We start from the raw sequence: 25,121 nt of genomic DNA, 5'->3' as shown, positions 1-25,121 counted from the left end.
ACGTGCTTTCAGAAGCCGACGTCGGCTCCGCCCTTCAGCGCGAGCATCCGGCGCGCCTCGTCGGGGCTGGCCACTTCGAGCCCCAGACCCTCGATGATCTTGCGCGCAAGGCGCACCTGCTCGGCGCTCGAGGTGGCGAGCCGTCCGCGGCCGGCCCAGAGCGAATCCTCGAGCCCCACCCGCACGTTGCCGCCCATGGCCGCGGCCTGCGCCACGATGCGCAGCTGCGCCGAGCCCGCGCCCAGCACCGACCAGCGGTAATCGGACCCGAACAGCCGGTCGGCCGTCCGCTTCATGTGCGCCACATCCTCGGGATGGGTGCCGATGCCGCCGAGGATCCCGAAGACCGACTGGACGAAGAACGGCGGCTTCACGAGGCCGCGGTCCACGAAATGCGCGAGATTGTAGAGATGCGAGATGTCGTAGCACTCGAACTCGAAGCGCGTGCCGTTGGCCGAGCAGGAGGTGAGGATATATTCGATATCCTTGAAGGTGTTGCGGAACACCACATCCCGCGTCGCCTCGAAATGCGTGCGCTCCCAGTCGTATTTCAGGTCCGGGTAGCGCTCGATCAGCGGGAAGAGGCCGAAGTTCATCGAGCCCATGTTGAGCGAGGCCACCTCGGGCTTCAGCTGGGCCGCGGGCTTCACCCGCTCCTCGAGCTTCATGTGCGGCGAGCCGCCCGAGGTCAGGTTGATGACGGCGTTCGTGGCCTGCTTCAGCCGCGGCAGGAAGCGCATGAAGCCCTCGACCGTCTGGTCGGGGCGGCCGTCCTCGGGGTTGCGGGCATGCAGATGCAGGATCGAGGCGCCGGCTTCGGCCGCGCCGAGCGCGTCGGCCACGATCTCGTCGGGCGTGATAGGCAGGTGCGGCGACATGGACGGCGTATGGATGCCGCCTGTCACGGCGCAGGTGATGATGACCGGATCGGGCTTGGCCATGCGGGGCTCCTAGGATTGCAGGGATTGGCGGCGGAAGGCGGCGAGCGCCATCAGCCGGCGGTCGCGCCACATCTGCCGGGCGCGCAGCGCCTCCTGCGGCAGGCGCGCGCGGCGGTCGGCCTCGATCCGGTCGAGCACCGGGCCGGACCAGTCGGCGCTTTCCCGCATCGTGTCGGTGAGCCTGCGGAACATCGGCTGGTAGCGGGCGACATAGTCGCGCACGCCCTCGGGCGCGTTGAGGTCGATGGTCTCGAACGGCCCCATGAAGACCCAGCGCAGCGCCAGACCGTCGCGGAGGCAGGCATCCACCGCATCGGCCGAGGCGAGGCCCGCATCGACCAGCCGGAAGGCCTCGTCGAGCACCGCGGCCTGGATCCGGTTCAGCAGGAAGCCGTCCACCTCGCGCTCGAGCCGCACCGGGCTCTGGCCGATCTCGCGCATGAGCGTCTCGGTCCGGGCCAGCGTCTCCTCGTCGGTCCACGGCGCCGGCACCAGCTCGACCAGCGGAATGAGGTGCGGCGGATTGACCGGATGGGCGACGAGGCAGCGGCCCGCCCCTGCCAGCCCCTCGGTGAAGGCCGAAGGCAGAAGCGCCGAGGAGGAGCTTGCGATCACCGCGCCGGGATCGGCCAGAGCGTCGAGCTCGGCGAAGAGCGCGGTCTTCAGAAGCAGATCCTCGGGGGCGCTTTCCTGAATGTGGCGGGCGCCGCGGACGGCGGTGGCCATGTCCGGGGCGACGCGGATCCGCTCCAGCACCGCGTCCGGGGCGCGGCCGCCCAGCAGGTCCGCGGCCGCCAGATCCGGCAGCATCTCGGCGATATAGGTGCGGGCGGCCTCGGCGGCGTCGGGCGCCGGATCCCACAGCCGGACCTCGTGGCCGGCCCGGGCAAGGCAGATCGCCCAGCCCCGGCCGACGAAGCCGGTTCCAATCACTCCCACCGACATGAAGTGAGGCCCTCCCAAGCCGCTTACCGTCGTCTCCCGCTGCCACCCTTCCCGCTTCCCGGGCGTGGGTCAACCAAAATCGTGATCTGTGATCTCAATTTGCGACACGGGAACTTTGTGCTATCGATGAGTCGGAGCGGGCACCGGGACCCGGCGTGAGGGGTGGGGAAGCATGACGGCAGATCTCGGTCAGATCGAATCGGTGACGATCCAGCTTCAGGTCTACAACCGCCTCCGCGAGGCGCTGTTCACGGGCAAGCTGCTGCCGGGCGAGAGCCTCACGATCCGCAATCTGGCCGCCATGCTGGGCACGAGCCCGATGCCCGTGCGCGAGGCGCTGCAGCGGCTCGTGGCGGAGCATGCGCTGACGCAGCTGCCGAACCGCACCTTCTGCGTGACCCCCTTCACCGCCGCCATGTTCCGCGAGCTGATGCGGGTGCGGATGGCGGTCGAGGGGCTGGCCGCCAATCAGGCGGTGCGGCGCATCACGCCCGAGACCATCGCCCGCCTGCGCGAGATCAATCTCGAGATGAAGGCGGGCGTCGAGGAGGGCGTGCCCACTGCGGTGATGACCGCCAACCGCGCCTTCCATTTCACGCTCTACGAGAGCGCCGAGATGCCGCAGCTTCTCGACATCATCAACGGGCTGTGGCTCCGCGCCGGGCCCTATCTGATGAACGCCCACCGCAAGCTCGACAATCCGACGCCCTTCCTGCGCGCGGGCACCCTCTTTCACGAACGGATCATCGCCGCCTGCGAGCGCGGCACCCCCACGGCGGCGGCCCGCGCCATCGCCGGCGACATCTGGCATTCGGCCCGCTACTTCCGCCGGAACGTGGATGTCATCAACGAGGCCACGCCTCCGGCCGCCGCCACGCCGCGGCGCGGCCGGCGCCGGGCCGAACCGAGCGAGAGCTGAGCCATGGACCTGACCGGAAAGACCGCCCTCATCACCGCGGGCGCAGGAGGCATCGGCCTCGCCATCGCCCGCCGCTTCGCGGATCTGGGCGCGCAGCTCTGCCTCTGCGACATCTCCGAGACGGCCATCGCCGAGGCGCAGGCGCTGTTGCCCGAGGCGCTGATCCTGCGGGCCGACGTCGCGCGCTCGGCCGATGTGCAGGAGGTGGTGGACCGTCTGGTCGAGCGGTTCGGCGGGCTCGACATCCTCGTCAACAATGCCGGCGTCTCGGGGCCCACCCGGCCCGTGGACGAGATCACCGACGCCGAATGGAACGACACGCTCGCCGTCAACATCACGGCGATGTTCTACATGGTGCGGGCCGCCGTGCCGCTCTTCCGTGCGGCGGGCGGGGGCGCGGTCATCAACATGGGCTCGGTCGCGGGCCGCGTGGGGATGCCGCTGCGCCTGCCCTATTCGGTGTCGAAATATGCCGTGCGCGGCCTGACCGAGACGCTCGCCATCGAGCTGGGCGAGATCGGCGTGCGGGTCAATGCGATCCTGCCGGGGCTGGTCGACGGCCCGCGCGGCCGGCGCATCATCGCCGAGCAGGCGCGGGAGCGCGGCCTCTCGCCCGAGGACTACACCCGTCTCTTCCTGCACAATATCTCGATGCATTCGATGGTGCAGATGGAAGAGGTGGCCGACATGGCGGCCTTCCTCGCTTCGGATCTCGCGCCGCATGTCTCGGGCCAGATGATCGGCGTCTGCGGCAATTTCGAGAGCTACCGCGCACCGCTGACCGTGCCCGCCTGACCGGAGGAACCGCATGGGCAAGGTGCTCGACCCGCTCGACCGCCGCATCCTCGCGCAGCTGCAGGAGGACGGGCGGCTCACGCACCGCGAGCTGGCCGACCGGGTGGGTCTGTCGCCCACGCCCTGCGCCCGCCGGGTGCGGATGCTCGAGGAAGCAGGCTACATCACCGGCTTCACCGCGCTTCTGGATGAGGCGCGGCTGGGCTTCGGCTTCTCGGTCTTCGTCTCGGTCAAGCTCGACCGGCAGATCGGCGATCAGCTGGCCACCTTCGAGAAGGCCATCGCGCTCTGCCCCGAGGTGGTCGACTGCTGGCTGATGACCGGCAACCGCGACTATCTCCTGCGGATCGCGGTGGCGGATCTCGCGGAGTACGAGCGGTTCCTGACCGGGCGGCTGACGAAGATCCCGGGCGTGGCCTCGCTCGAATCCTCGATCCCGATCCGCCGGGTGAAGGGGCGCCAGTCCCGTCTGGTCTGACCGCCCCGCCCCCCTCAGGCCCGCGCGGGGATCCGGCGGCCCTCCGTCAGCCCCGAGACCCGCTCGACGATGCTGCGGGCGTCGATGCCGAAATGGCGGTAGAGATCGCCGATGGTGCCGGTCTGGCCGAAATGCTCGACCCCGAGCGAGAGCGTGCGGTGCCCGCGCACCCCGCCGAGCCAGGCCAGCGTCGCGGGATGGCCGTCGATCACGGTCACGATCAGGCAGTCGCGCGGCACGTCGGCCAGCAGCCGCTCGACGAGGGCGCTGGCGCCGGTCTCGCCCAGAGCGCGCGCCCGCTGCGCCGCGGTCCAGCCCGCGTTCAGCCGGTCGGCCGAAGTCACGGCCAGCACGCCCACGTCGCGGCGCGCCTCGGCCATCTGGCCCGCGGCGCGGATCGCCTCGGGCGCGACCGCCCCCTGATAGGCGATCACCACCTCGCAGTTGCTGCCCGGCGGGCGCAGCCAGTAGCCGCCATCCACCGCGCCCTGCCGGAAGGCATCGTCGTGCCGCCGCCCCGGCTGCTCGAGCGGGTTCGTCGTCAGCCGCAGATAGACCGAGCCGCCGGTCGCGTCCCGGAGCCATGTGCGGGGATCGCGCCCCTCGTGGCCGTCGCGCTGGAGATAATCGAAGGCCCATTCCATGATGACGGAAAGCTCGTCCACGAAGGCGGGCTCGAAGGCCGCGAGCCCGTCCTGCGCCATGCCGATCAGCGGCGTCGAGATCGACTGGTGCGCGCCGCCCTCGGGGGCCAGCGTCACGCCCGAGGGCGTGCCCGCGATCAGGAAACGCGCATCCTGATAGCAGGCATAGTTCAGCGCATCGAGGCCGCGGCAGACGAACGGATCGTAGACCGTGCCCACCGGAATGAGCCGCCGCCCGAAGAGCGCATGCGAAAGGCCCGCCGCGCCGAGCGTCAGGAAGAGGTTCATCTCGGCGATGCCGAGCTCGATATGCTGGCCCTCGGGCCCGGCATCCCATTTCGCGGTCGAGGCGATGCGCCGCTCGCGGAACCGGTCGGCGCGGGCGGCGCGGGCGAAGAGGCCGCGGCGGTTCACCCAGGGGCCGAGGCCCGTGGTGCCGGTGACATCGGGCGAGGTGGTGACGATCCGCGCGGCCAGCGGGCTGTCGCCGCGGGCGAGCTCGTCGAGGATCTTGCCGAAGGCCGCCTGGGTCGAGATCTCGCGCTCGGAGGTGAGCGCGATCGGCGGCACGGCGAGCGGCGCGTCGGTCATCCGCCGCGGGCCCGCCGCGAAGAAGGGCACCGAGCGCAGGAAGCGCCGCAGCGCCTCGGGGTCCGCCACGCCTGCGAAGGGCTCCCATTCCTGCCCCTCGGGCACCCCCATGCGGCGCTGCCAGTCGGCCATCTGCGCCTTGGTCATCAGCCCGCCGTGGTTGTCCTTGTGCCCGGCGATGGGCGTGCCCCAGCCCTTGACCGTATAGGCGAGAAAGCAGGTCGGCCGGTCGTGATCCACTGCGGCGAAGGCCTCGGCCATCGTGTCCACGCAATTGCCGCCGAGGTTCTCCATCAGCAGCGCCAGCTCTTCGTCGCTGCGGCGGCCGATCAGCGCATTGACCTCGCCCTGATCGCCCAGATCCTCCATCAGCTGCGCGCGCCAGACTGCACCGCCCTCGTAGGTCAGCGCGGAATAAAGGTCGTTCGGGCAGCTGTCGATCCAGGCGCGCAGCCGCTCGCCCCCCGGCTCGGCGAAGGCCGCGCGCTGCAGGACGCCGTGCTTGAGCCGCACCACCTCCCAGCCGAAGGCGGTGAAGAGACCCTCGATCCGGCTCCAGAGCCCTTCCTGCACCACCCCGTCGAGCGACTGGCGGTTGTAATCGACGATCCACCAGCAGTTGCGCAGCCCGTGTTTCCAGCCCTCCTGCAGGCATTCGTGGATGTTGCCCTCGTCGAGCTCGGCGTCGCCCATCAGCGCGATCATCCGCCCCGGCGCCACATCGGCGCCCCAGGGCTTCGCGCGGACATAATCCTGGATCAGCGAGGCGAAGGCGGTGATGGCCACCCCGAGACCGACCGAGCCGGTCGAGAAATCCACGTCGTCCGTGTCCTTGGTGCGGCTCGGATAGGATTGCACCCCGCCGTAGCCGCGGAAATTCTCCATCTTCGCGCGGTCGAGATTGCCCATCAGATACTGCATGGCATGGAAGAGTGGCCCGGCATGCGGCTTGACCGCCACCCGGTCCTCGGGGCGCAGGGCCGAGAAATAGAGCGCGGTCAGGATCGAGACCATCGAGGCGGACGAGGCCTGATGGCCGCCCACCTTGATCCCGTCGACCTTCGGCCGGATGTGGTTCGCATGGTGGATCATCCAGTGCGACAGCCACAAGAGCCGCTGCTCGATCGCCTTCAACTCAGCCTGCATGGTCTTCTCCTCCGTCCCTCGCCCGAGGATAGGAGAAGCCGGGCGCCGCTTCTCACCAAAATCGTCGCGGCGGCGGGAAAGATTGGAGCCTTGCGCCAGAAGCGCGCCGCAGGTTGGCGGAAGCCTTCAAGAGGCAGAGCGAAGGCCGCGCCTCCTGCTGCCGGATCCCGTCGGTCAGGCGGGAAGGCGCACGGTCGCGGCGAAGCCGTCGCTCCGGCCCGGGCGCGGCGAGGCGAGATCGAGCGTGGCGCCCACCCGCTCGACGATGGTGCGCACGATCGAGAGGCCGAGGCCCGAGCCCTCGCCCGCGCCGGCCGCCCGCTCGAACCGCCGGGTCAGGCGGGGCAGCACGTCCGCCGGCACGGGCGGGCCGCCGTTCTGCACCCTGAGCAGGCCGTCCTCGGTCAGGGCGACCTCGACGGGCTCGTCGGGCCCGCCATGGCGCAGCGCATTCTCGATCAGGTTGCGGCAGAGGATGGCGAAGGCGTCGGGGTCGATCCGGCTCGGCACCGGCGTCCCGGGCAGCGTCAGCGCGAACCGCGCGCCGGCGCCCGCGCGGGTGAAGTCGCTCGCCACCAGCGACAGGATCGGCCGGAGGTCGGCGGGCGTGTCGGCCAGCGGGCGGCCGCCCTCGGCGCGGGCCAGCTGCATCAGCTTGTCGGCCAGCCGCGAAAGGCGCTTCAGGGTGGCCTCGATCTCGCCCGCGCGCATCGCGGCCTTGGGATCCGTCGTCTCGATCCGGATGCGCTGCGCCTGCGCGGTGGCGCCCGCCACCGGCGTGCGCAGCTCGTGCGCGGCATGGGCGGCGAAGGAGCGTTCGGCCTCGAAGGCGCGGCGCAGCCGCTCGAGGAGCTGGTCGGCCGCCGCCGCCACCGGCGCGATCTCGGCCGGAAGGTCGGCGCCCCCCACCGGCGCGAGATCGCCCGCGCCGCGCCGGGTCAGCGCATCGCGGAGCGCGCGCACGGGGCGGAAGCTCCAGCGCACCACCGCCACGATCCCCGCCAGCGCCAGCGGGATCAGCACCACGAGCGGCAGTCCCAGCGCCATGACCAGCTCCTGCGCGATCCGGGCCCGGTGGGCCAGCGGTTCGGCCACGGCGATGGTGAACGTCCCCTTCAGCGCCGCGTCGCAATAGAGCCTGTGCGTCGCCGTCTGCGTGAAGCCCGGGGCCGTGCAGGGCGGGAAGTCCGCAGGCTCGGCCCGGTGCGAGGCGATCAGGACCGCGCCCGCCGGATCGCGCACGAGGTAGGTATAGAATTCCTCGTGGGCGCGCAGCGCGGCGATGCGCTGGCTGACGCCCGGCTCCTCGCGGCCGAGGATCTCCATCACCGCAAGCGGCAACAGGCGCTGCGCCGTCTCTTCCAGCGCGGAATCGAACACTTCGTCCAGCTCGCCATGCAGCAGATGCGCGGTGAAGCTGGCGCTGGCGAGCCAGAGCAACGTGACGCCCGCGCCCAGCATCAGCGCGAGGCGGGCCTGCAGCGAGCGCACCCTCACGGGCAGCCGAGCCTGTAGCCCAGGCCCCGCACCGTCTCGATCACCGAGTGGTCGAGCTTGCGCCGGAGGCGGCTCACATAGACCTCGATGGCGTTGCTCTCGATCTCGGCCTCGAAGGACCAGAGCCGCTCCTCGAGCTGCGCCTTGGACAGCACTTGATTGGGCCGCGCAAGGAAGGCCTCGAGCAGCACCCATTCGCGCGCCGTGAGCGGCACCGGGCGGCCCTCGCGGCGGATGGTGCGGGCGGCGAGATCGACCTCGAAGGCGCCGAGCCGGACGACCGGGTTGGGATTGCCGCCGTAGCGCCGGGCCACCGATCCGATCCGCGCGGAAAGTTCGGCCAGATCGAAGGGCTTCACGAGATAGTCGTCCGCCCCCGCATTCAGCCCGTCGATCCGCTCGGTGATCTGGTCGAGCGCGGTCAGGATGATGACCGGCGTGCTGTCCCCCCGCGCCCGGCGCTTGCGCAGGAAGGGGATGCCCAGCCCGTCGGGCAGCATCAGGTCGAGCAGCGCCAGATCGTAGGTCGCGACGGCGAGGGAGTCGTCGGCCTCGGAGAGGCATTTCGCCCGATCGACCGTGTGACCGGCCTCGGCCACATGGTCGGCCACCGCATTGCCCAGCACCTCGTCGTCCTCGATCAGCAGGATACGCATGTCACTCACCACCAGACGGTTTCCGCTCATTCTCCGCACTTCGCCTGACACCAGGCTGACAGCCTTTCGCGCCACCTGTCAGGTGACCGTAAGGCGCGCCCGGCAGACAGGAGGCGATCCGGTGGAGGCAGAGGCATGAGGCCAGGGATGCGGACGATGGCGCTGGTCGCCGCGGTGCTGGCGGCGCCCGCCGCGGCGGATGACGAGTGCAGCGTGGCCATGGCCGACTGGCAGCCCCGCGCGGCCGTCGAGGCGCTGGCGGCCCGCGAAGGCTGGACGATCCGGCGGCTCCATGTCGACGACGGCTGCTACGAGATCGACGGCTGGGACCGCGAGGGCTTCGAGGTCGAGGTGATGCTCGATCCGGGCAGCCTCGCCGTGGTCGAGATCGAGCGGGAAGAGCGGCGGCGCCCGAAGGACAGACGGAAGTGACCGGCCTTCGCGTGGGGCCCGCAACCGCCTCCGCGGGTCAGACCAGATCGACCGGACGCAGGCCCGGCAGCGCGGCCAGCGCCGCCTTGGCGGCGGCAGAGGGGACGGGTTCGCGCGCGCCATGCCGCCCGCCGCTGCTCCGCCCACGCCGGCCGTGGTCCCCGAGGCCGCGGGTCGTTCTCGGGCCGGTGCCGCCGATGATCCCGATCCGCATGGCCCCTCCCCCGCTCACGTCGCCTCTGCATCAAGGGGCGTCGCATTCCTACGCATGATGCACGCTTATGCATCACTCTCAAGACATTCTTTGATCCAGTCGAGCAGCGCCCGGCAGGCCGGCGAGGGCTCGCGGCCGAAGGGCACGAGCACATGGTAGCGGTCCTCGGGCACGAGCGAGGTCCGGCCCACGCGCACGAGCCGCCCCTCGGCCAGGAGCCGCGAGAGGAGCAGCGCCCAGCCGAGTGCCACCCCCTCGCCGTTGATCGCGGCCTGAATCGAGTCGGTGTGATGGTTGAACCGCAGCCGGCTTGCATCCGAGGCCCGCGCCAGCGCCGGATCGAGCCCGAGGCTGCGCGCCCAGGACTTCCAGGTGAGCCAGGCCGGGTTCACGCTGTCCGAGGCGATCAGGGGCAGGCTGCGCGGATCGGCGGTCGCGGCCTCGAGCCCCAGCCGCTCGAGCAGCGCGGGGCTGCAGACCGGGAAGACCTCGTCGCGGTGATCGGCCACCGATCGCCCGTCCTCGAAGGGCGGACGGCTGTAGCGGATGGCCAGATCGACCCTCTCCTTGCGCAGATCCCCGGTCGCATCCTCGGCCACCAGCTTCAGCTTGACCTCGGGGTGCAGGGACCGGAAATCGGCCAGCCGCGGCAGCAGCCAGAAGTGGCTGAAGGCCAGCGAGGCGCGCACCGTCACCGTGTCCGGCGCGAGCGGCTGGCGGATGGTCTCGATCATCTCGGCCATGCGCCCGAAGGCCCCGGTGACGGTGGCGGCCAGCGCCGCGCCCTCGGGCGTCAGCACCACCCGGCGGTGAGCGCGCAGGAAGAGGGGCGTGTTCAGGTCGGTCTCAAGGAGCTTGATCTGGCGGCTGACCGCGGCCTGCGTCACCCCGAGCTCATTCGCGGCGAGCGTGAAGCTCTCGAGCCGCGCCGCCGCCTCGAAGGTGGCGAGCGCGCCGAGGGAGGGAATGCTGCGGCGAAGCGGAAGCATAGGGCGGCCCGGGCTGCATCCATAACCGGTGGTTATCCAACCTGCACGGATTTCTGCAGTTGAGCAAGAGTGTCGCAGCCCGGATCCTGCGCGACACCGGCGGATCCCCCGAGCCATCCGCCGGCCAGCCCCGCCGCGCCTCCGGCCCCGCAAGGATCCTCCGTCCATGGCCCATCCGTCAGATCTGCTCCCCCTCCTTCACAGCCAGCGGTCGGGCTTCTCGCTCGCCCGGCCCTTCTATGCCGACGCCTCGGTGCATCAGGCCGATCTCGAGACGATCTGGTATCGCAGCTGGATCTTCGCGGCCTCGGCGGCCGAACTGCCGCGCGCGGGCAGCTATGTCACGCTGCAGCTCGGGCGCTATCCGCTGGTGATCGTGCGGGGATCGGACGGGGCGGTGCGGGCCTTCCACAATTCCTGCCGCCACCGCGGCAGCCGCATCTGCTCGAAACCCTCGGGCCAGGCGGCGAAGCTGGTCTGCCCCTATCATCAATGGACCTACGAGACGGACGGGCGGCTGCTCTGGGCCCGCGACATGGGCCCGGAATTCGAGCCCGCCCGCCACGGGCTGAAGCCCGTCGCCTGCGAGATCGCCGCGGGCATGGTCTTCCTCTGCCTCGCCGCGGATCCGCCCGATTTCTCGGAGGTGAAGGCCGCCGCCGACCGCTATGCCGCGCCGCACCGGCTTGACGAGCTGAAGGTCGCGCACCGCTCCTCGATCCTCGAGAAGGCGAACTGGAAGCTGGTGATGGAGAACAACCGCGAGTGCTATCACTGCGCCGGGTCGCATCCCGCGCTCTGCCGCACCTTCAACGACGATCCCGACCTCGTGGGATCGGACGACAGCCTGTCCTCGCCCGCGGGCGCCGCCCATGTGGCACGCTGCGAGGCGGCGGGGTTGCCCTCGCGCTATCTGATCGGCGGCGACGCGCAATGGCGGCTGGTGCGGATCCCCTTCGTGGGCGAGGCGGTGAGCTACACGATGGACGGCAGGGCCGCCGCGCCGCGGATCCCCGGCGTTCCCTTCGACAATGCGGGCTCTCTGCTCTTCTTCCATTATCCCAACACCTGGAACCACTTCCTCTCGGACCATGTGCTGAACTTCCGCATGCTGCCGGTCAGCCCGACCGAGACGGAGGTCACCACGACCTGGCTCGTCCACAAGGACGCGGTCGAGGGGCGCGACTACGATCTCGCCCGGCTGACCGAAGTCTGGACCGCCACCAACGACGAGGACCGTCGCGTGGTCGAGGAGAACCAGATCGGCGTCTCCTCGCCCGCCTACGAGCCCGGCCCCTATTCCGTCCGGCAGGAGAGCGGCGTGATCCAGTTCGTCGACTGGTATGTGCGCACCATGACGGCGGGCCTCGCCGGTCCCTCCGCCATGGCCGCGGAATAGGCCATGGTCCGCCCGCGCCTGAACTGGGCCGCCGAGCCCTGGAGCGACAGCGAAGAGCTGGAATGCGCGATGGTCATTCCCGAGACCGAGACCTGCGCCACCTTCGCCTTCCGGGCGCCCTCGGGCGCCTGGTTCGACTATCAGCCGGGTCAGTTCCTGACGCTCGACCTGCCGGTGCCCGGCGGGCGGGTGCAGCGGACCTACACGATCTCCTCCTCGCCCTCGCGGCCGCTGTCGCTCTCGGTCACGGTCAAGGCGCAGCCGGGCTCGATCGGCGGGCGCTGGATGCTCGACAAGCTGAAGCCCGGCATGCGGATCAAGGCCTACGGGCCGGCGGGGCAGTTCACCTCGCTGCGGCACCGAAGCCCGAAATACCTGTTCATCTCGGCGGGCTCCGGCATCACGCCCATGATGTCGATGACCACCTGGGCCTGGGATTCGGGCGAGATGCCCGACATCGTCTTCGTCCACGCGGCCCGCAGCCCGGCCGAGATCATCTTCCGCCGCAGGCTCGAGCAGTTCGCCCGCCGCGTGCCGGGCCTGCAGTTGCGCTTCACCGTCAAGGAGGAGGATCCGTTCTCGGTCTGGACGGGCTATCGCGGCCGGCTCTCGCAGATCATGCTGGGGCTGATGGCGCCCGACTATCTCGAGCGTGAGGTGTTCTGCTGCGGGCCGGAGCCCTTCATGCAGGCGGTGCGCGAGATGCTGGTCTCGCTGGGCTACGACATGGACCGCTATCACGAGGAGAGCTTCGCGGCCCCCGCGCTCGAGGAGCTGCCGGTCGACATCCCCGAACCCGCCGCCGTTTCCGAGCTCTGTTTCGCGGCCTCGGGGGTGCGGGTCGCCTGCGACGGCACCGAGACGGTGCTGGCGGTGGCCCGGCGCGCGGGGCTGAACATCCCCTCGGGCTGCAACTTCGGCCTCTGCGGCACCTGCAAGGTGCAGAAGATCGAGGGCGAGGTGGCGATGGTCCACAACGGCGGCATCTCGGACGAGGAGATCGCGGCGGGTACGATCCTCGCCTGCTGCGCCCGGCCGCAGGGGCGCGTGACGCTGGACCTCTGACGCACCTTCGGGGGCGCGCAAGGCTCCGGACGACGGCGCGGACTGCCCTTGCGGGGCCTCACCCACGCGATGCGCCGGATTTCGTCCCGCGCGCGCCGCACACCAGCCCCGCACGGCGGGGCAAAGGCCGCGGGCCGCGCGGCTTCTCCTTGATTTTCCCGGACATTGCGGGTCCTCTGTGCGAAAGGGGAAACGGGTCCTCGCGGCGCCGGATCCTCTCATCCAGAGACAGGAGCGGTCATGTACCAACATATTCTCATTGCCACCGACGGGTCCGAAACCGCCGGCAAGGGGCTCGACCACGGCCTCACCCTCGCGCGGGCGCTCGGCGCGAAGGTGACGATCATCACGGTGACCGAGGCCTTTCCGCTCTATGCCGCCTCGGCCGGCGAGGCCTGGGTCGCCCCGGTGGAGCTCGATACCGAATATGAGGCGCGGCAGAAGGAGCGGGCCGAGGGCATCCTCAAGGACGCCCGCGAGGCCGCCGACCGGATGGGCGTCTCGGCCGAGGTGCTGCATGTGCCGGGCTCGCTGCCGGCCGAAGCCATCGTCGAAGCCGCCCGCAGCCGCGACTGCAGCCTGATCTGCATGTCCTCGCACGGGCGGCGCGGGCTGGGCCGGCTCCTCCTCGGCAGCCAGACGGCCGAAGTGCTGGCCCACAGTCCGGTGCCGGTTCTCGTGGTGCGCTGACAGGGCGCGAATGAGGGAGGGGCGGCCCCCGCCGCCCCGCAGGCCAGATGTCCGACGATCCGCTTCCCCCTCCGCTTCTGGACCTGCTCGCCCTCGCGGCGCGGCAGCCCGAAGAGCTTTTGTCGCTCACCGAGGCCGAGGAGGAGATCGTGCGGAGGGCCGAGCGGCTGACGGATCTGGGCCTCTTCCGCATCGTCACGGCGCGGCGCTACCGGCTGACCGAGGCGGGGCGCCGGGCGCTGGCCCGCAGCCCGGCCAGGCCGGGATCCGGGGCGGGCTGGCTCGGCCGTCTCTTCGGCCGGGGCGGGAGCTGAAGGCGGCTCAGACGCCGGTCGGCACCGAAACCCGGCAGCGCACCCCGTCGGGCTCGAAGCTGACCTCGGCGCCGCCGCCCTCGGCATAGGCGAAGGCGTGGCGGATCACGGTCTGGCCGAAGCCCGACCGGGTGGGCTCGGACACCGGCGGGCCGCCGCGCTCGAGCCATTCGAGGCAGACCACGTCCGCAGGCTCGTCCGCGCCCGGAAGGCCACGGACCCTGACCTGCCCCTCAGGCGTCGAGAGCGAGCCGTATTTTGTGGCGTTGGTCGCGAGCTCGTGGATCACGAGGCCGAGCGCGATGGCCGAGCGCGGCTCGATCTCGACATCGGGCACCTCGACGAGGATGCGCTGCGAGAAGCCCTCGTTGTAGGGCGCCAGTTCGCGCACCAGCACGTCGCGGATCGAGATGTCGCTCCAGGACTTGTCGGCAAGCAGGTTGTGCGTCGCGGCCAGCGCCTGAATGCGGGCGGTGAAGGCCTTCTGATAGCCCTCCAGCGTCTCCTCGCTGTGCATCGTGCGGCGGCTGATCGACATGACCAGCGCGAGCGTGTTCTTGACCCGGTGATCGAGCTCGCGCAGCAGAAGCTGCTGGTGGCGCTCGGCCGCCTTGCGCTGCGACAGGTCCACCATGGTGATGACGCAGCCGCTGACGGCCTCGCCCGGCACCTGAAGCGGCGCCGCGCTGATGAGATAGAAGGGCGTGCCCTCGGCCGCGACCGCCTCGATCCCCTGCACCGGAATGCCCTCGGTGGCCTGCGCCACGATCTCGCCCAGCGTGAGGAGCCCGGTGCCGTCGCCCACGCTCAGATCCATGACCTCCGACAAGGGCCGGCCGATGGCCCCGCTGCCCGCGAGCACCGCCGCGGCGCCGCTCAGATGCGTGATGAGGCCCAAAGTGTCGCAGACGAAGACGGGCTCGTTCGCGCAGGCGATGATGGCCAGCGCCGCCTTCTCGTTCTGGCGCGACCGTTCGGCCGCGAGCTGCTCGGTGAAATCGGTGAAGGTGACGGCATGGCCCGACACGGTGCCGAGCCGCAGCTTCCCGCAGGAGAGCATCACCTGCCGCTCTGCGCCGGCCACGCCGAGCGGGATCCGGCGGCGGCGGAGCCTGCCCTCGAGGATCTCGCTCTCGAGCGCCGGATCGCCGGTCAGCTCGGACAGCCGCATCCCCTCGAGTTCGGGCAGCGGCCGGCCCACAAGATCGGCCAGCACGGCATTCGCGTAGAGGACGCGCCCGGTGTTGTCGAGCGCGGCCGCCCCGATCTCCATCATGTCGAGGAAGCTGCGGCAGATGTCGGGATCGCCGCCGATCACATAGACGTCGGTGTCGTCGGACGCGCCCACCACAAGGGCATCGACATCGCCCTGACGGATGGCCTTCAGCGTCTCTTCGGCCTCGTGGAGCCGTCGGCGGAGCTCGTCGATCTCGGCCGGGGTCACGGGCCCTACTCCATGTCCATCTTGAGGTTCACCAGCACCTGCTCCTTGTCGGACAGGTCGCCGATGATCTTGCGGATCGGCACCGGCAGCTCGCGCACGAGGGTGGGGATCGCCACGATGCTGTGTTCCTTGGCGAGCCGCGGATTCTGCTTCAGGTCGATGACCTCGACCTCATACTGGCCGGGCAGGTTTTCCTCGCAGATGCGGCGGAGGTTGCTGATGGCGGCCAGAGATTTGGGGGTCTGACCCGCGACATAGAGGACGAGGCGACGCATGCTCACTCTCCCTTATTCATCAAGAGGTCCGCGAAACGCTCGTTTCCGCGGCTTCGGGCCAGGGTATCGGCATCGGCCAGCCGTTGTCGCTCGTGCGCGCTCTCGCTCTCCACCAGCGCCTTGAGCGCGATCTCCTCGGCCTGCAGCTCCGCCTCGAGCGCCTCGATCTGCGCGCGCGCCCGGCGGCGGCGCTGCTCGATCTGCTGCTGGAGCCGGCCGAGCTCGGTCTGCCGCTCGATCTCGGCCCGGCGCAGCCGCGCCTCCTCGGCCTTGCGGGCGGTGCCGGTGAGCGCCCCGCCCTCGCCCAGATGCGGCGGCAGGAGCGAGATGCCGCGATCGCTCATCAGGAACTCGCGCACCTGGTTCGAATGGGCCATGCCGCGGGCCTTGAGCAGATAGAGCTCGCGGTTGAACTCGCCATTCACCTCGCGGTTCAGCATCAGCACCCAGCCATCCATCAGCGACGACAGGCCCGCATCGGTCGTGGCCTCGTTCTGGCTGTGGGCGAGATGGGTGAAGATGCCGGTGATGCCGCGGTTCTTGAGGAAATCGACGATCCGCAGCAGCATCGACTGCACCTCGAGCCGGTCGCCGCTCTCGGTGAAGGCCGAGATCGGGTCGAGCACCACGACGGAGGGCTCGAAGCGCATCACCTCGCGCAGGATCACCGCCAGATGCATCTCGAGGCTGTAGAAGGTGGGCCGCGTCGCCATGAAGCGCAGCAGGCCCGCGTCGCGCCAGCGCCCGAGATCGAGGCCCAGCGAGCGCATGTTGCGCACCGCCTGATCGGCCGCCTCCTCGAAGGAGAAATACATGGCCCGCTCGCCCCGCGCGCAGGCGGCGGCGGCGAAATGGGCGGCGAGCGAGGATTTGCCCGCGCCGGCCACGCCCGAGACGAGGATCGAGGAGCCGCGGAAGAAGCCGCCGCCCGCCATCATCGCATCGAGATCGGGCACGCCCGAGGCGATGCGCTCCTCATGGACCTGATGCAGCAGCCCCAGCGCGCTGACGGGCAGCACCGAGAAGCCGTCGGTGTCGATCAGGAACGGATATTCGTTGGTCCCGTGCGCCGTGCCGCGGTATTTCACGATGCGCAGGCGGCGGGTCGAGATCTGGTTCTCGACCCGGTGGTCGAGCAGGATCACGCAGTCCGAGACATATTCCTCGAGCCCCTGCCGCGTCAGCGCGCCGTCGCCCCGCTCGGCGGTGATGACGGTGGTGAGCCCGCGCTCCTTCAGCCAGTCGAACAGCCGCCGGATCTCGGCCCGCAGGATCGCGGGGTTCGAGAAGGCCGAGAACAGGCTTTCGATCGTGTCGAGAACCACGCGCTTGGCGCCCACCGTGTCGATGGCCAGCTCCAGTCGCAGGAACAGCCCCTCGAGGTCGTAGTCGCCGATCTCGGCCACTTCGGAGGGATCGACCGCGATATGTTCGATCGCGATCTTCTCTTCCTCGATCAGCTTGTCGAGCTCGAAGCCCAGCGAGGCCACGTTGTTCACGATGTCCTCGGGGCGCTCCTCGAAGGTCACGAAGACGCCCGGCTCGCCGTGGTCGCGCACGCCGTTGATGAGGAAGGTGGAGGCGAACAGGGTCTTGCCGCAGCCCGCGGACCCGCAGACGAGGCTCGGGCGTCCGGTGGGCAGTCCGCCGAGTGTCAGCTCGTCGAACCCCTGGATGCCGGTCGGCGACTTGCCGATCCCCAACTGAGACGTCATCGGTCCATCACCTCGGCTTAACAAGACCCGCGGCCGTTCGAGGCCGCCGGGTTGCGAGAAGTATATCCCGTGCTGCGGATTCTCAACTGTCCTTGAGCACTATTTTCAGGCCTGTGCGCCGCTGCCGCGGGATCCGCCGCAGCGGCGCACAGGCCGCAGGTTGTATGGCAGCGGGCCGCTTCCACCCTGTCGCCCCAGCCCTTGGGGTGCCGGGTCAGGCTCCTCCGGCCGCGGCCGGAGCGGAGGCCCGTCCCCGGAGCGGGCGCCGCGGACGCGGACTCACGACGGCTGCTTCGCGCGGTGCAGCCTCTCCACCGCCGACCGGATCGGCCGCGTCACCTTCCAGGAGGTGCTGGAAAGGATCGCGGCGTGGCGCGCCTCCATCTCTGCGATCTGAAGACGGGCCGCGGCCAGTTTCCCGGTGGCGTCCTTCCGCTGGCGCTCGAGCGCCTCGCCCTGCCCCTCAAGCTCTGCCACGCACTGCTCGAGCTCGGCCACGCGCTGCTCGAGCGCCGCCACGCACTGCTCGAGCGCCGCCGCGCGCTCGGCCAGCGCGCCCGCGTGGCGTTCGAGCTCGACCACATGAGCCGCGCGGTGCCGCAGGTTCTGGCGCAGATCGTCCACCTCGCGCTCGAGCGCGGCGCGGGCCGCCTCCACCGCCGGCAGACGCTCCCGCGCCTGAAGCTCGGCCGGGGCCGTCGCCTCGATCTCGGCCGAGAGCTGGCGGGTCATGGCCTCCAGATGCACCGTGGCATGGCGCAGGCGGGCCTCGGTGTCGGCCTGCGCGCGCCGCAGGAGCGCGAGTTCCTCCTCGCGCATCGCCTGCTCCGCCTTTTCGGCCTCCTCTCCGTCCCGGCCCTGCGCGCTCGCCCTGGCCGCGTCGCGCGCGACCATCCCCAGCATCGGCGTGGCGCGGTCGACCTCCGCCCGGATCCCGTCGAGCTCGGCCCAGTCCTCGGCCGTCTCGCCCGTAGCGGCCCAGCGGCCGAAGATCTCCTGCGGGCGGCGGATCCAGTCCGGCGGCAGCACGCCCTCGCGCGCGCTGGCAGAGCGGAAGTGGCGCAGCTCGTCGGCGAGGAAATCGCGGATGGCCGGGGCGGCCGCATCCGCCGTGCGGGGGAAGCGCAGCCCGAGCCCCTCGCCGATCCGCGCCACCGTGGCGCGCCAGTCCGACAGGAGCGCCTCGTAGGACACGAAGAGGCGCGGCTCCTGCCGGGTCTCGGCCTCGGCCTCGAGCACATGGCGCAGCCAGAGAAGCTGCCCCCACCCCGGAGGCCAGCCCTCGCGCCGCGAGAGCGAGGCCGCCACCTCGTCCGGGGCGCGATGGGTGCAGACGAAGAGCGGCCGGAAGCCCGCCTCGGCCAGCACCTCCTTCCAGAAGGGCAGCAGGCGGCAGATGCGCGGGTCCTTCAGCACGATCAGGCTCGACCGGCCGAATTCCTGCGCCATCACCTCGGCCGCGCGCTGCCGGAACTCGCCCAGCCGCGGCGAGCGATACCACTCGGGGTTGAAGGGCGCCCAGTCATCCCACGCGGACCCCCCCGAGGCGAGGATCGCATCGTTCAGGTGATAGACCTGAAGCGACTCGAAATGGCCACGGGGATTGAACGCGGTGGAGGGCATCAGATCCTGCGGCAGGTCGCAGCCCATCTGCGCGAGGACGCCCGCGAGGGCGGAGGTGCCGGAGCGGTGCATCCCGAGGACGATGAGGGCGATCCGCGGTGGGGAGGCTTGGACGAGTGACATGACGATCGATAACCCCTGTCAGAGACGGTCCGGGCGCGCGGCGGCGGCAGGCCGGGCGCCCGTCCTGTGGAGGGCGGTGCATGGAGGGAGAGGTGCGACGCGATCCTCGGGACGCGGAGGCGCCCCGGCCCTGCTCGCATTCCCGCGGCAGGCGGGCCGCCGGTTGCCGCGCGCGCGGGCCGCGGCGCGCGAAGCGACGGCGTGCCGCGACCGGCGCCTCCGCCTCCTGCCCGTCCCTGCCTCTGCCGGAGCCTCCATCGCGCCCCCCGCTCAACGCTCGCCGGGCGCGGCCTGAAGCGCCGCCACGGCTTTCTCGAGGGCCGTGATGCGGTCGGCCTGATGCATGACGATCTGCAGCAGATGCTCGGTCAGCCGGCGCCGCAGCGCCTCGGGATCCGGAGGCGGCTCGATCTCGGCATGTTCGGACGGGAAGTCGATCCCGAAGCGGGTGCGCAGATAGTCGAAGAGCGGGCGGGCCTCGTCGACGATCCGGTCGGTCCCGCGATAGTCGAGCATCCGGGCCGCGACATCCGCGAGCACCGGAGCGGCGCGCAGGTTCAGGCCCTCGAACGCCCCGTCGAAGATCCCGGGCAGCGTGTTGCCGGGCAGGCGGGTGTTGTAGAAGATGCGCAGCGCCGCCTCGTCGGCCGTGACGCGCGCCTGCCGCCGCTTCGCCGGCGGGGCGAGCGCGACGCCCAGCACCTCCGCGACATCCTCGACCACGTTCTTCTGCCTCAGGTAGGGCCGCACCGTCAGCAGGTCGGGCACCGCCTCGCCCCAGACCTGGAAGCCGGAATAGACCTTCACCTGCTGGCGCGCCATCTCGGCGAAGGGTCGCACGGGGCCTTCGTAATTCTTGTGGAAGATCGACCATTGGCTGTAGGCCGAGGGCAGCCATTCGTGCGGGTCGCGCACATAGGCCAGAAGCCGCAGCCGCACATGGCGCCGCAGTTCCTCGACGAAGGGCAGCATGGTGAGCACCTGCCCGTAGATCCCCTCGTTCGACAGGATGAAGCGGCTGCAGCCCGCGGCGCGCTCCCGCTCGGCCAGCACGTCCGCGAAGCGGCGGGCATGGGCCTGCATCTCCGGCGGCTCCGAGCGGAAGAAGGCGGGCTGCCCGGAGAGGCCGTGGAAGGCGGGATCGAGCATGTCGAACCACATGCCGAGATAGTCGACGCCCTGCCTGCGCAGCGCGTCCGCGTTCTGCTCCAGCGCCGTCTGGATCGAGGAGGTCCCCGTCTTGCCCATGCCGATGTGCAGAATGACTTCCATGCGCCCTAAACCCTCTGCTGATCCAGCTTGTGCACGAAGACCGAGGACAGGCCGCACTGCGCGGCCAGCGCGGGCCAGAGCCGCTCGATCAGATGAAACTCGGTCCCGTCGTTGGGAATGGGTTCGTTGGGCCAGGGGTAGCCCGCGCCGAACAGGTCGTTCATCGCCCGCACCACCGCGCTGCGGACAAAGAACATGTTGCCCACCGGGAAGAGCAGCGGATTGTCGGGCAGCGGGCCCGGCAGGCGCGGCGCGACCCGCGGCAGCAGCGCGCGCGAGGCGTCCCACGGGATGAAATAGGGATCGAACGGCGCCACGAGGCCCACGCCTGGGTTGCGCAGATTCGTCGCCGCATCCGACAGGGACGCCTCATCCCCGAGGAGGATGCGCAGGAGGAAGGCGCGCCAGATGTCGCCGCTGTCCGTGGTGGCGAGCGACTTCTTCTGATGCAGGTGGCACCAGATCTCGTCCTCGCCCGCCGCGCCCCCGGGCAGGAAGAGCTGCAGGAAGGGCAGGATGTCGCGCCCGCGGTTGGGCCGGACCAGCACCTCGGGCGCAAGCCCCACCGCCGCCATCAGCGTGCGGATCTCGTCCGCCTTCCGGTCGCTGTCGGTGGTGACGACGATCCGGCTGGCACAGCGGTAGGCCGCGTGCCGGCGCACGTCCTGCGCCAGATCGTCGGTGTAGAAGGCATGGACATGCAGCGAAAAGCGCGGCAGCTCCGTGGCTTCTGCGGTGCCGTAGGGGGCGATCCGCAGCTTGCGGTGGACCCAGTTGTCGGCGTCCGCCAGCCTCTCCTCGACCTCGGCCAGATCGCGCCACATGCGGCGGCGGCCGTAGCGCATCATCTTCTCGCGCTCGAGGATGCGGAACTCGGCCTGCTCCGGCTCGTGGAAGAGCATCGGCGCGTCGATCTCGCTCGCGCCGCGCACGAAGTAGCGCTGCGTGGCGAGCCGGTCGAGGAGCGCGCGGCGGATGCGGGCGAAGAGCCCGTCCGCCTCGGGCGCAGCCTCGCGCGCGGGCCCGGGGGTCTTCCGCGGCAGGTCGAGCAGCGCCTCGGCCGCGGCGGCGGGATTGCCATATTCGACGGTGCGGATCCGGCCCGATCGGCGGTAGACCGCATCGCCGAAGCCGCTCGCCCCCTCGAAGAGCACGATCCGGCACCCGGCCGCCAGCGCGTCGAACACGACGTTCGGCAGCGGATCGAGCCGCGACGAGACGAACATCGCATCCGCGGCCGCGAGCACATCCGGATAGGCCGGCCCCGCCGGCAGCAGGAAGAGATTGCCCTCGGGCCGCCCCGCGCCGATCTGGCGCAGGTGGTAGCTCATCCATACCCCGAACTCCATGTCCTCGGGATTGAGCCCGTCGCCGATCCAGAGGAACAGCGTGTCGGGATCGCGCGCCGCGCAGATCTGGGCCGCCATGGCGAAGATGTCGGGGCCCTTGCGCCACTGGAGATGCCCCGCGCCGCAGACGAGGCGCACATGCGCGCAGTCGCGCCCGATCAGCGCCGAGATCCGCTCCCGCGCCTCGCGGATGCGGTCCTCGGTGCAGCCTCCCATCCGGACCGGGCGCTGCGGCAGGATCCGCGTGTCGCGGTCGATGTCGCACTCCACGTCGCGTAGCCAACCGGTCCAGCTTTGCCGGACGTGATCCGAGGAAAAGATCAGCAGATCGGAAAAGAGCGAGGTCAATGTCACCTTGTAATTCGGATAGGTGTAATCGGTATATTCGTGAATATAGGTCGCGAAGGGAATGTCCCGCGCGACGGCATAGCGAACGAGCGGAACGGCCTCCACCGAATTGAGGATCGCGAAATCTATCCTGGTGAAACTTTCTTGAGAGAGAAAAAGAATATCCCCAAAAGGATTTTCCGAAATCACAAGATCGCAGACATGATCGATAAAATCCTCCAGCAGGGCGCCGCCCCGCACTGCGACGACAACCACATTGCAAGTCTCGGCCGCCTCGCGCGCCAGATCGAGCCCCACCACAGGGGCGCCGGTCCGCGACAGCTCGTGCACGGCGATGAGGCAGGTCTGCACGTTTGGGTTGTAGGTCCGCCGCCCGGCGTGGTGCTTGTCGCGCAGACTCGCCAGCGTGCGCCGCCCCTCCTTCCAGCCGTGTTCGAGATAGTGGAGGAAGGGATCGATCTTCGCCTTCGCGATGTCGGGATACCAGGCCCGGTAGGCCTCGTGCGAGAAATCCGACACGGCCCGGTCGACCGGATCGCCCAGACGGATCAGTTCGCAGGCCAGATGGCAGGCGTCGGGTTCGCCGAGGGCAATGGCCTCCGACAGGGCGGGCAGGGTCGTCAGGTCCTCCAGCACCTTGTCGAGCCCGGAAATCTGCGCCTTCAGCTCGTCGTAGACGCTGGCTTCTCCGACCGGCGGGCGGCGGAAATCCGGCCTTTCGGCAAGCACCTGCCCGGGTGCGAGGCTGCGCCAGAGGTCGTCGAGGTCGCTCATGTGCCGCTGTCCGGGAAGGCCGTGCGCAGAAGGTCGAGCGCCGTGGCCACCGCCACCTCCTGCCGGGCGAGGATGCGCAGGAAGGGCGGCAGCACCGGGCTCGTGGCGATCATGCCGCCCAGCCGCAGCAGCCGCAGCCGCCCCGCCTCGTCGAGCTCGGCCCGCAGCCCGCGGGGACTGGCCCGGCCCGCGCGCTCTTCCTCGGTCAGCTCGCCCGTCTCGAACGCCCGGTCGAGGAACAGGAGCGGCCGCGTCGGATCGAGGAGATGGTGGCCCAGCCACTTCGGCAGGTCCGCGAGCAGGGCGAACGGGCCCGAGGGCGGCCGCAGATGTTCGATGAGGATCGCGCTCCGGTTGCGCTCGAGAAGCCCCTTCAGGCCGAGACCGCTGCCCGGAAGGGCAAAGAGAACGAAGGTTTCCTGCCAGTTGGCAAGGAAATCTTTATTCGAATCGCCCAGAAAGGCATTGCTCGTCACAGCCAGCATGATCTCACAACGGCAGGTCCATGCCGGTGGTTGATAGCGATCATCGTCTGCCGCGTCCACAGCAATTTCTACCTCAGGCTGTGTCTTTCTCGCCTTGAGGAACAATGAGGCTTGACATCGGATCTGACTCAATACAATCGGAAGTAGTTTAAGCCGCGCAGGGCTTGGCGAGGAACATGTGATGAAAGTTCTGGTAATAGGCGGCTGCGGTTTTATCGGGTCACATGTCGTCGACCTTCTGTTGCAGGAGGGCTGTCGGGTGCGGGTCTTCGGCCGACGGCCCGAGGCCTTCCGTCCGCCGCTTGCCGGCGTCGATTATGTCATGGGCGACTACAGCGACCCGGCTCTGGTGTTCCGGGCGCTGCACGACGTCGAGGCGGTGCTCCATCTGGCGAGCGCGACGGTGCCCGCGACCGCGAACCTCAACCCGGGGCTCGACATCGAAGCCAATCTTCTGGCGACGGTGCGGCTTCTCGACGTGATGCGCGCGACGGGCAAGCGGCGGCTCGTGTTCCTCTCGTCCGGCGGCACGGTCTATGGCGTGCCGCAGGCCGATCCGGTGCCCGAGGAGCATCCGCTGCGCCCCATCGGATCCTACGGCATCGTGAAGGTCGCGATCGAGAGCTACATCCGCATGGAGCAGGCGCTCTACGGGCTGGCGCCCGTGGTGCTGCGCGCCTCGAACCCCTACGGGCCGCGACAGGGCCACACCGGCGTGCAGGGGATCATCGGCACCCACCTGTGGCGCGCCGCGCGCGGCGAGCCGGTCGAGATCTGGGGCGACGGGCAGGTGACGCGCGACTTCATCCATGTCCGCGATCTGGCGGCGCTCTGCGTTGCGACCCTGCGCTCGGACACCTGCGGCTTCTTCAACGCGGGCAGCGGCACCGGCACCTCGGTGGCCGAGATCGTGGCCGGGATCGACCGCACCGTCCAGGCTTCGGGCGGCCCGCCCGTCCGCGCGCTCCGCCAGCCCGGCCGCGGCTACGACGTGCCCCGTGTGGTGCTCGACATCTCCCGCGCGCGCGCAGCCTTCGACTGGGCCCCGCGCATCGGCCTCGAGGAGGGGCTGGCCGAGACCTGGCGCTGGGTCTGCACGACCCTCGCCCATGAAACCGCCGCCGAAGCCCCCCCACCCCGCGCGAAGCTCGCCCGCTCGCGCCGCAGCGCGCGCTTCTGACGCTTCGGACGGAGAACGTCCCTCCGGCGTCTGCCGTTCTCTTCCTGCGCCTCCCGTGGCCTGCCCGTCCGACGTTGCCTCCGCACGAGCTGTCTGATCCAGTGCGCTCCTGTGACGACCCCGGCCCCCCGTCCTCCGGCGCGGCCCCCTCCGAAGCTGCCCGATCCGGCGCGCTCTTCTGACGCCCCGGCGCGCCCGGCCTTCGATCCCTCTCCCGCTCCGTGCCCGCATAACTGACCACGGTCCTCGGGACTGCCCGTGGACGTCGTCCGGCCCTTGCGGCCAGGGTGGCACCGCCCGCCGAGGGCGCCGCGACGTCAGGCGCGGGCGCGCTCGTCGCCCCTTGCATCGGCCGCTTCAACATCCATATACCATCCACACGGATGGAGACACACGATGCAGCCCCCGGCTCCGAAGACCAGCGACAGCGAGAAGATCACGATCAACCTCGGGCCGGTGGACCTCGGGCGGATCGACCTTCTGGTGCAGGAAGGCTTCTACGCCAACCGGAGCGACTTCATCCGCACCGCCATCCGCAACCAGCTGGGAACCGAGGCCGACGCCGTGACGCGCTCGATCGAGCGCCACACGCTCGAGCTCGGCCTGCGCGACATCGGCCGGGCCGAGCTCGAGGCCGCACAGGCGGCGGGTGAGCTGCTGCATGTGCGCGTCGTGGGACTGGCCCGGATCGCGTCGGACGTCTCTGCCGATCTGGCGCGCGCCACCATCGGCTCTCTCACCGTGCTCGGGGCGCTTCAGGCGTCCGCCGAGATCAAGGCGGCCCTCCGGGACCGCATCCGCTAGGCGCACAGCGCCCC

24 protein-coding genes are annotated in these 25,121 nt (G+C 70.2%); 10 read left to right on the top strand and 14 right to left on the bottom strand.

Annotation, left to right across the window (positions count from 1 at the left end; translation table 11 throughout):
• Positions 1–8 precede the first annotated feature (8 nt).
• Positions 9–941, bottom strand: a complete 933-nt coding sequence (locus RSP_RS20175) for a BKACE family enzyme (RefSeq protein WP_011331309.1) — start codon at positions 939–941, stop codon at positions 9–11.
• 9 nt (positions 942–950) lie between these two features.
• On the bottom strand, positions 951–1,886 hold the full coding sequence (locus RSP_RS20170; RefSeq protein WP_011331308.1) for a 3-hydroxyacyl-CoA dehydrogenase: 936 nt from the start codon (positions 1,884–1,886) through the stop codon (positions 951–953).
• 172 nt (positions 1,887–2,058) lie between these two features.
• Between RSP_RS20170 and RSP_RS20165 the strand changes: the two genes are divergently transcribed.
• Genes RSP_RS20165 through RSP_RS20155 form a run of 3 tightly spaced genes read left to right on the top strand, consistent with a single transcriptional unit; the run spans position 2,059 to position 4,078 of the window.
• Positions 2,059–2,805 carry a GntR family transcriptional regulator gene (locus RSP_RS20165; RefSeq protein WP_002725050.1) on the top strand — a complete coding sequence of 249 codons (747 nt, stop codon included), beginning with the start codon at positions 2,059–2,061 and terminating at the stop codon, positions 2,803–2,805.
• A gap of 3 nt (positions 2,806–2,808) precedes the next feature.
• Positions 2,809–3,600 carry an SDR family oxidoreductase gene (locus RSP_RS20160; protein WP_009564075.1) on the top strand — a complete coding sequence of 264 codons (792 nt, stop codon included), beginning with the start codon at positions 2,809–2,811 and terminating at the stop codon, positions 3,598–3,600.
• Between the two features lie 13 nt (positions 3,601–3,613).
• On the top strand, positions 3,614–4,078 hold the full coding sequence (locus RSP_RS20155) for an Lrp/AsnC family transcriptional regulator (RefSeq protein WP_002725054.1): 465 nt from the start codon (positions 3,614–3,616) through the stop codon (positions 4,076–4,078).
• Positions 4,079–4,092: 14 nt separating this feature from the next.
• Here the strand turns inward: RSP_RS20155 and RSP_RS20150 are convergent, their stop codons facing one another.
• The 3 genes from RSP_RS20150 to RSP_RS20140 all read right to left on the bottom strand — a co-directional run bounded on the left by RSP_RS20150 (position 4,093) and on the right by RSP_RS20140 (position 8,612).
• The gene (locus tag RSP_RS20150) at positions 4,093–6,459 is read right to left on the bottom strand and encodes a transketolase (RefSeq protein ID WP_002725056.1); all 2,367 of its coding nucleotides are present in this window, start codon (positions 6,457–6,459) and stop codon (positions 4,093–4,095) included.
• Between the two features lie 174 nt (positions 6,460–6,633).
• Entirely contained in the window at positions 6,634–7,956 is a 1,323-nt protein-coding gene (locus RSP_RS20145) for a sensor histidine kinase (protein WP_017140446.1), read from the bottom strand.
• The gene (locus RSP_RS20140; RefSeq protein ID WP_011331306.1) at positions 7,953–8,612 is read right to left on the bottom strand and encodes a response regulator transcription factor; all 660 of its coding nucleotides are present in this window, start codon (positions 8,610–8,612) and stop codon (positions 7,953–7,955) included. Before RSP_RS20140 ends, RSP_RS20145 begins: the two co-directional genes overlap by 4 nt.
• 135 nt (positions 8,613–8,747) lie before the next feature.
• Here RSP_RS20140 and RSP_RS20135 point away from each other — a divergent pair, with 135 nt between their 5' ends.
• On the top strand, positions 8,748–9,044 hold the full coding sequence (locus RSP_RS20135; RefSeq protein ID WP_011331305.1) for a PepSY domain-containing protein: 297 nt from the start codon (positions 8,748–8,750) through the stop codon (positions 9,042–9,044).
• A gap of 37 nt (positions 9,045–9,081) precedes the next feature.
• Here the strand turns inward: RSP_RS20135 and RSP_RS22300 are convergent, their stop codons facing one another.
• The gene (locus tag RSP_RS22300; protein ID WP_017140448.1) at positions 9,082–9,258 is read right to left on the bottom strand and encodes a hypothetical protein; all 177 of its coding nucleotides are present in this window, start codon (positions 9,256–9,258) and stop codon (positions 9,082–9,084) included.
• A 65-nt stretch (positions 9,259–9,323) separates the two neighbouring features.
• Positions 9,324–10,247: a LysR substrate-binding domain-containing protein gene (locus RSP_RS20130; protein ID WP_011331304.1), complete on the bottom strand. Its 924-nt coding sequence runs from the start codon at positions 10,245–10,247 to the stop codon at positions 9,324–9,326.
• A gap of 166 nt (positions 10,248–10,413) precedes the next feature.
• Between RSP_RS20130 and RSP_RS20125 the strand changes: the two genes are divergently transcribed.
• The 4 genes from RSP_RS20125 to RSP_RS20110 all read left to right on the top strand — a co-directional run bounded on the left by RSP_RS20125 (position 10,414) and on the right by RSP_RS20110 (position 13,715).
• Positions 10,414–11,646: an aromatic ring-hydroxylating oxygenase subunit alpha gene (locus RSP_RS20125; protein ID WP_011331303.1), complete on the top strand. Its 1,233-nt coding sequence runs from the start codon at positions 10,414–10,416 to the stop codon at positions 11,644–11,646.
• Positions 11,647–11,649: 3 nt separating this feature from the next.
• Positions 11,650–12,711 (top strand): hybrid-cluster NAD(P)-dependent oxidoreductase, encoded by a 1,062-nt coding sequence (locus tag RSP_RS20120; protein WP_011331302.1) that lies wholly within the window; start codon positions 11,650–11,652, stop codon positions 12,709–12,711.
• 240 nt (positions 12,712–12,951) lie between these two features.
• Entirely contained in the window at positions 12,952–13,401 is a 450-nt protein-coding gene (locus RSP_RS20115) for a universal stress protein (protein WP_002725092.1), read from the top strand.
• Between the two features lie 47 nt (positions 13,402–13,448).
• Positions 13,449–13,715: a hypothetical protein gene (locus RSP_RS20110; protein WP_009564096.1), complete on the top strand. Its 267-nt coding sequence runs from the start codon at positions 13,449–13,451 to the stop codon at positions 13,713–13,715.
• 7 nt (positions 13,716–13,722) lie between these two features.
• Here RSP_RS20110 and RSP_RS20105 read toward each other — a convergent pair whose 3' ends face one another.
• The 7 genes from RSP_RS20105 to RSP_RS20075 all read right to left on the bottom strand — a co-directional run bounded on the left by RSP_RS20105 (position 13,723) and on the right by RSP_RS20075 (position 23,123).
• Positions 13,723–15,159: a sensor histidine kinase gene (locus RSP_RS20105; protein ID WP_011331301.1), complete on the bottom strand. Its 1,437-nt coding sequence runs from the start codon at positions 15,157–15,159 to the stop codon at positions 13,723–13,725.
• A gap of 5 nt (positions 15,160–15,164) precedes the next feature.
• Positions 15,165–15,434: a circadian clock KaiB family protein gene (locus tag RSP_RS20100; RefSeq protein ID WP_002725098.1), complete on the bottom strand. Its 270-nt coding sequence runs from the start codon at positions 15,432–15,434 to the stop codon at positions 15,165–15,167.
• 2 nt (positions 15,435–15,436) lie between these two features.
• Positions 15,437–17,149, bottom strand: coding sequence for a circadian clock protein KaiC (gene kaiC / locus RSP_RS20095; protein ID WP_011331300.1), 1,713 nt, complete (start codon positions 17,147–17,149; stop codon positions 15,437–15,439).
• Between the two features lie 279 nt (positions 17,150–17,428).
• Positions 17,429–18,895, bottom strand: a complete 1,467-nt coding sequence (locus RSP_RS20090; protein ID WP_011331299.1) for a sulfotransferase family protein — start codon at positions 18,893–18,895, stop codon at positions 17,429–17,431.
• A 270-nt stretch (positions 18,896–19,165) separates the two neighbouring features.
• On the bottom strand, positions 19,166–20,167 hold the full coding sequence (locus RSP_RS20085; protein ID WP_011331298.1) for a sulfotransferase family protein: 1,002 nt from the start codon (positions 20,165–20,167) through the stop codon (positions 19,166–19,168).
• Between the two features lie 5 nt (positions 20,168–20,172).
• Positions 20,173–22,638 (bottom strand): rhamnan synthesis F family protein, encoded by a 2,466-nt coding sequence (locus tag RSP_RS20080; protein ID WP_017140450.1) that lies wholly within the window; start codon positions 22,636–22,638, stop codon positions 20,173–20,175.
• A complete protein-coding gene (locus RSP_RS20075; RefSeq protein WP_017140451.1) occupies positions 22,635–23,123 on the bottom strand; it encodes a hypothetical protein in 489 nt (162 codons plus the stop codon). Before RSP_RS20075 ends, RSP_RS20080 begins: the two co-directional genes overlap by 4 nt.
• 181 nt (positions 23,124–23,304) lie before the next feature.
• Between RSP_RS20075 and RSP_RS20070 the strand changes: the two genes are divergently transcribed.
• A complete protein-coding gene (locus tag RSP_RS20070) occupies positions 23,305–24,303 on the top strand; it encodes an NAD-dependent epimerase/dehydratase family protein (RefSeq protein WP_011331295.1) in 999 nt (332 codons plus the stop codon).
• A gap of 396 nt (positions 24,304–24,699) precedes the next feature.
• Positions 24,700–25,107 (top strand): CopG family transcriptional regulator, encoded by a 408-nt coding sequence (locus RSP_RS20065; protein ID WP_011331294.1) that lies wholly within the window; start codon positions 24,700–24,702, stop codon positions 25,105–25,107.
• The last annotated feature ends 14 nt before the right edge of the window (positions 25,108–25,121 follow it).

Source organism: Cereibacter sphaeroides 2.4.1 (assembly GCF_000012905.2).
Lineage (GTDB): Bacteria > Pseudomonadota > Alphaproteobacteria > Rhodobacterales > Rhodobacteraceae > Cereibacter_A > Cereibacter_A sphaeroides.
The sequence above is the reverse complement of the archived record's forward strand: the minus strand, read 5'-3'. Positions and strand labels throughout refer to the sequence as shown.

What these genes read in the sequence shown, in the direction of transcription:
- RSP_RS20175 (WP_011331309.1), bottom strand. Translation starts at nt 941, where the DNA reads ATGGCCAAGCCCGATCCGGTCATCATCACCTGCGCCGTGACAGGCGGC.
- RSP_RS20170 (WP_011331308.1), bottom strand. Translation starts at nt 1,886, where the DNA reads ATGTCGGTGGGAGTGATTGGAACCGGCTTCGTCGGCCGGGGCTGGGCG.
- RSP_RS20165 (WP_002725050.1), top strand. Translation starts at nt 2,059, where the DNA reads ATGACGGCAGATCTCGGTCAGATCGAATCGGTGACGATCCAGCTTCAG.
- RSP_RS20160 (WP_009564075.1), top strand. Translation starts at nt 2,809, where the DNA reads ATGGACCTGACCGGAAAGACCGCCCTCATCACCGCGGGCGCAGGAGGC.
- RSP_RS20155 (WP_002725054.1), top strand. Translation starts at nt 3,614, where the DNA reads ATGGGCAAGGTGCTCGACCCGCTCGACCGCCGCATCCTCGCGCAGCTG.
- RSP_RS20150 (WP_002725056.1), bottom strand. Translation starts at nt 6,459, where the DNA reads ATGCAGGCTGAGTTGAAGGCGATCGAGCAGCGGCTCTTGTGGCTGTCG.
- RSP_RS20140 (WP_011331306.1), bottom strand. Translation starts at nt 8,612, where the DNA reads ATGCGTATCCTGCTGATCGAGGACGACGAGGTGCTGGGCAATGCGGTG.
- RSP_RS20135 (WP_011331305.1), top strand. Translation starts at nt 8,748, where the DNA reads ATGAGGCCAGGGATGCGGACGATGGCGCTGGTCGCCGCGGTGCTGGCG.
- RSP_RS22300 (WP_017140448.1), bottom strand. Translation starts at nt 9,258, where the DNA reads ATGCGGATCGGGATCATCGGCGGCACCGGCCCGAGAACGACCCGCGGC.
- RSP_RS20130 (WP_011331304.1), bottom strand. Translation starts at nt 10,247, where the DNA reads ATGCTTCCGCTTCGCCGCAGCATTCCCTCCCTCGGCGCGCTCGCCACC.
- RSP_RS20125 (WP_011331303.1), top strand. Translation starts at nt 10,414, where the DNA reads ATGGCCCATCCGTCAGATCTGCTCCCCCTCCTTCACAGCCAGCGGTCG.
- RSP_RS20120 (WP_011331302.1), top strand. Translation starts at nt 11,650, where the DNA reads ATGGTCCGCCCGCGCCTGAACTGGGCCGCCGAGCCCTGGAGCGACAGC.
- RSP_RS20115 (WP_002725092.1), top strand. Translation starts at nt 12,952, where the DNA reads ATGTACCAACATATTCTCATTGCCACCGACGGGTCCGAAACCGCCGGC.
- RSP_RS20110 (WP_009564096.1), top strand. Translation starts at nt 13,449, where the DNA reads ATGTCCGACGATCCGCTTCCCCCTCCGCTTCTGGACCTGCTCGCCCTC.
- RSP_RS20100 (WP_002725098.1), bottom strand. Translation starts at nt 15,434, where the DNA reads ATGCGTCGCCTCGTCCTCTATGTCGCGGGTCAGACCCCCAAATCTCTG.
- kaiC (WP_011331300.1), bottom strand. Translation starts at nt 17,149, where the DNA reads ATGACGTCTCAGTTGGGGATCGGCAAGTCGCCGACCGGCATCCAGGGG.
- RSP_RS20090 (WP_011331299.1), bottom strand. Translation starts at nt 18,895, where the DNA reads ATGTCACTCGTCCAAGCCTCCCCACCGCGGATCGCCCTCATCGTCCTC.
- RSP_RS20085 (WP_011331298.1), bottom strand. Translation starts at nt 20,167, where the DNA reads ATGGAAGTCATTCTGCACATCGGCATGGGCAAGACGGGGACCTCCTCG.
- RSP_RS20080 (WP_017140450.1), bottom strand. Translation starts at nt 22,638, where the DNA reads ATGAGCGACCTCGACGACCTCTGGCGCAGCCTCGCACCCGGGCAGGTG.
- RSP_RS20075 (WP_017140451.1), bottom strand. Translation starts at nt 23,123, where the DNA reads ATGCTGGCTGTGACGAGCAATGCCTTTCTGGGCGATTCGAATAAAGAT.
- RSP_RS20070 (WP_011331295.1), top strand. Translation starts at nt 23,305, where the DNA reads ATGAAAGTTCTGGTAATAGGCGGCTGCGGTTTTATCGGGTCACATGTC.
- RSP_RS20065 (WP_011331294.1), top strand. Translation starts at nt 24,700, where the DNA reads ATGCAGCCCCCGGCTCCGAAGACCAGCGACAGCGAGAAGATCACGATC.